We start from the raw sequence: 3,961 nt of genomic DNA on the forward strand, positions 1-3,961 counted from the left end.
GACGCCCCACCAGGGCCCGTGATCCACCCTGGGGGTGGCGCACGGGCCCTGGTGGGGCGTCAGGTCGGCCGGTGGTCAGCCGTTGCGCTTCCAGCGCGGCTTGTCGTCGCGGCGGCCGAAGGAGCCGGTGCCGGTGCCCGTGGAGCCGCCGCGGTGGTCGTCGCGGCGGATGGCCGGGCGGTCGTGGGCGCCGGCGCGGAAGCCGCCGCCCGCCGGGCGGTCGTCGCGGCGGTCACGGTTGATCGGACGGTCGCTGGGCGCCCGGTGGTCGCGGCGCTCGAAGGAACGGCCGCCCCGGTCGTCACGGCGCTCGCCGCCCCGGTCGTCACGGCGCTCGCCACGGTCACGGTTGAAGCCGCCCCGCTCCGCCGTGCCACGGTCGTCACGGCGCTGGAACCCGCCACGGTCGCCACCGCGGTCGGCGCTCCGGTCGTCACGGCGCTGGAAGCCGCCTCGGTCGTTGTCCCTGCGGTCGTCACGGCGGAAGCCGCCACGGTCGCCACCGCGGTCGTCCCGGCGGTCGTCACGGCGCTGGAAACCGCCACGGTCGCCACCGCGGTCCGCGCGGTCACCGCCACGGTCGTCACGACGCTGGAAGCCGGGCCGGTCGCCGCGCTCACCGCCGCGGTCGTCACGCGGCGTGTAGCCCCGCGCGCCGCCCCGGCCGCTGCGCTCGCCGCGGTCGTCACGACGCCCGAAGTTCCCCCGGTCGTCGCGGCTGTCCCTGCGCTCCTCGCGCTGCGCCGGAACGGCGGCAGCCGCAGCCGCCGCTTCCTCCACCGCGCGCTCGGCCTCGGCGGCCACCTCGGCCACCGCGGCCTCCGGGTCCTCGCCCCGCTCGCGCGCCGCACGGGCGACCAGCCGGTCGGCCTCGTCGCGGAGTTCGGCGGCCCGGCGCTGAAGACGTTCGAGCTGCTTGGTCAGTTCGGAGACCTCACGCTCGGCCTGCTTGGCCGCGTTGTTCGCCGAGTCCGCCTGGACCTCCGTGAGCGAACGCGCTCCGGTGATCTCGGCGACCTCCGGGTCGAACGCGCCCGCTCCGCCGACCATGTGACGCGAGGCGTCCACGCCCGCGTCCTCCATCAGCCGGAAGATCTGGCGCCGCTGGTGCGGCAGCGCCAGCGAGACGACGACACCGGACTTGCCGGCCCGCGCCGTACGGCCCGAGCGGTGCAGATAGTCCTTGTGGTCCCCGGCCGGGTCCACGTTCAGTACGAGGTCGATGCCGTCCACGTGGATACCGCGGGCGGCGACGTCGGTCGCGACCAGCGCGTTGACGTAACCGTCCTTGAAGTCCGACAGGGTCCGGGTACGGGCGCCCTGCGTCATACCGCCGTGCAGCGCGTCGGCCTTCACACCCGACTCGCGCAGCTGCTCCGCGATCCGGTCGGCGCCGAGCTGCGTCCGTACGAAGATGATCGTGCGGCCCTTGCGCGCGGCGATCGCCGCGGTCACCGGAGCCTTGTCCTTCGGCTTCACCACGAGCACGTGGTGCGTCATGGTCGTGACATTGCCCTGGGCGCTGTCGACCTCGTGGCTGACCGGGCTGGTCAGATAGCGCTTGACCAGCGTACTGATCTCGTTCTCCATGGTGGCGGAGAAGAGCATCCGCTGGCCGCCCGCCGGCACCAGGTCGAGCAGCTCGGTGACCTCGGGCAGGAAGCCCAGGTCGGACATCTGGTCGGCCTCGTCGAGGATCGCGATCTGGACCTTCTCCAGCGAGCAGGCACCGCGGTTGATGATGTCCCGCAGCCGGCCCGGAGTGGCGACGAGGATGTCGACACCGCGCTCCAGGGCGTAGATCTGGTTGCCCATCGACGTACCGCCGCAGACGACCTTCATCTTCAGGCCGAGCACGTCGCCGTAGGGCTGGAGCGCGTCCGCGACCTGCATCGCCAGCTCACGGGTCGGAGTGAGGATGATGCCGCGGGGCTTCTTCTTCTCGGTGTGGCCGCCGGCCAGCGTGGCCAGCAGCGGCAGACCGAAGGAGAGGGTCTTGCCGGAACCGGTACGGCCCCGGCCCAGGATGTCCTTGCCGGCCAGGGCGTCCGGGATGGTCGCGGCCTGGATCGGGAAGGGGGCGGTGACGCCGTTCTGGGTGAGCTTGCGGACGATGCCCTCGGGCAGGCCGAGATCACCGAACGTCAGGCCCGTGGCCTCGTCGGAGTCGGCGGAGTCGTCGGACTCCGAGGAGCCGGAGAGACCGGAGAGGGAAGAGTCGTCGTCGGAGGACTCGGCCGCGTCAAAAGACTCGATCGCGTCGGAGGACTCGGCCGTACCGGACGTGTCGGAGATCTCAGAGCCCTCCGGGATCTCGGCGGCCTCGGATGTGTCGGTCGGCTCGGAGGCCACTGAGGCCTCGTCAATCCCGACGCTCTCGGCGGACTTGGTCGTACCGGTGGCCGCTGCGGCCTCCGGACCCTCGACGGTCTCCACCGGCTCGGCGGACTCGTGCTCGGGCATGACGGTGTGGTCAGTACTGGAAATGGACATGCGAAATGCGAAACCTTCCGGAGTCTCGGCACGCGCCCAAACTCCGTGATTCGCAAATCGACCGCCTCAATGCGGTCAGCCACGGCAAGGGAGAGTACGCGCCACGTGGCGCTCTTCTGTGTCGGCGCCAGGCAATGATCAAACGATCTACTATCATACGCACCCACCCCCCTCCAAGGCAAACCGCCGCCACGGCGACCCCCGTCACACCGGTCCCATCTGCGGTGATGCCATCGACTCCGTTCGCATCCCCTTCCCGTTTCCGTTTCCGTTGCCGTGCCCCTTCGCGGTCCCCTTCCCGGACGGCTTCCCCGATCCGGATCCAACTCCGGGCCCGGGCCTGGCGCCCATGCCCGTCCCCGCTCCCGGCCCGGACATCTCCCCGACCGTTGTCAAGCTCGTACGCGTGCCCGCCGCCGGTGACGCGGACGGCGGTTCCGGTGGCTTCGTCGGCTCCGGCTCGGGCTCCGGTGCCGGGTCGGGGCTCTGTGGCGGCGGCTGGCTGAGGGAGGGCGCCGGGCGCGTGGGCTCCTTGGACGGTACGGGCTCGCCAAGGGGCGGAGTCGGCTTCTTCCCGGGCTGAGGCCGCTCGCCCTTCGAGGGCTTGGGCGAGGGGGTGTCGGCGGAGCTGGGGCTCGGCGACGCATCCTTGCCCCTGTCGCCCTTCCCCGCGCCGACGCCCTCCGCACCGCCCTGCTCCGTACGCCCCTGCCAGGCACGGGGCGCGCCGGGGCCCGCGCCCGTACCACCGTCGGGCTCGGCCGCGGAACCCTGGCGGTCCGCGGAACGCGACGGCGCGGGCTTTCCCTCGTCCTCACCGACGCTCATACAGCCCGCGGAGGCCGCGACCGCCAGCGAGGTGACGATCCAGACGGCGAAACGGCCTGGGGCGGACATGGCGGACAACTGGCGCACGGGGCGGCACCTCCGGGACGCGGGAATGGGCTCCCCCGCCGACGGCGGAGGTTTCCCTGCCCAACTTCCTTTCCCCTGCCGGGGACACGCCCGGGGCACGTTCAGGCCGGGTGTGTGACGCGTTCACACCGGTCCCTGCCCCCACCCGGATCCAGCAGGCGCCCCGAACCGACCCCAATCGCCCGACCGACCCGAGCGCCCGACCGCCCCGACCGCCCCGAGCGGCCTCAGGAGAAGGCGACGGAACGGATCAGGACGCCGCTGCCCGCCGATCCGCCCGGCGGCAGGATGTGGAATTCCCCGTCGCAGTCAGGGCCCGCGAAGACCGTGGCGGTGGAGAAGGTGCCGTTACGGGGCGAATGCGCCGGCGGTACGTACTCCCCGGCGACCTCCGGCAGCGTGACGCACTCCCGGCTCCCCGGATTCACCAGCATGCCGGCCGTCGGGCCGCCGTTCATACCGGTGAACACGTAACCGAACTCCCCCTGGGCGGCGGACGCCGAGCCGGGTATGGAGGCGAGCAGCGCGAGCGCGCCGCCGGCGGCGACCAGGG

The 3,961-nt window shown here is 72.6% G+C and carries 3 protein-coding genes; 1 reads left to right on the top strand and 2 read right to left on the bottom strand.

Features of this window, described 5'->3' with window-relative positions:
• Positions 1 to 75: 75 nt before the first annotated feature.
• Complete coding sequence (locus BFF77_RS10940; RefSeq protein WP_245703353.1) at positions 76 to 2,493, bottom strand: DEAD/DEAH box helicase; 2,418 nt, start codon at positions 2,491 to 2,493, stop codon at positions 76 to 78.
• 349 nt (positions 2,494 to 2,842) lie between these two features.
• On the opposite strand from BFF77_RS10940, the gene BFF77_RS10945 reads away from it, so the two are divergent.
• Positions 2,843 to 3,076: a hypothetical protein gene (locus BFF77_RS10945; protein ID WP_066947043.1), complete on the top strand. Its 234-nt coding sequence runs from the start codon at positions 2,843 to 2,845 to the stop codon at positions 3,074 to 3,076.
• A 559-nt stretch (positions 3,077 to 3,635) separates the two neighbouring features.
• Here the strand turns inward: BFF77_RS10945 and BFF77_RS10950 are convergent.
• The coding region (locus tag BFF77_RS10950) for a hypothetical protein (RefSeq protein WP_342671224.1) at positions 3,636 to 3,961 on the bottom strand (326 nt) is incomplete at its 5' end.

The organism is Streptomyces lushanensis, from assembly GCF_001700515.1.
GTDB lineage: Bacteria > Actinomycetota > Actinomycetes > Streptomycetales > Streptomycetaceae > Streptomyces > Streptomyces lushanensis.

Coding starts and splice junctions, on each gene's coding strand:
- BFF77_RS10940 (WP_245703353.1), bottom strand. CDS start 2,493: ATGTCCATTTCCAGTACTGACCACACCGTCATGCCCGAGCACGAGTCC.
- BFF77_RS10945 (WP_066947043.1), top strand. CDS start 2,843: ATGCCCGTCCCCGCTCCCGGCCCGGACATCTCCCCGACCGTTGTCAAG.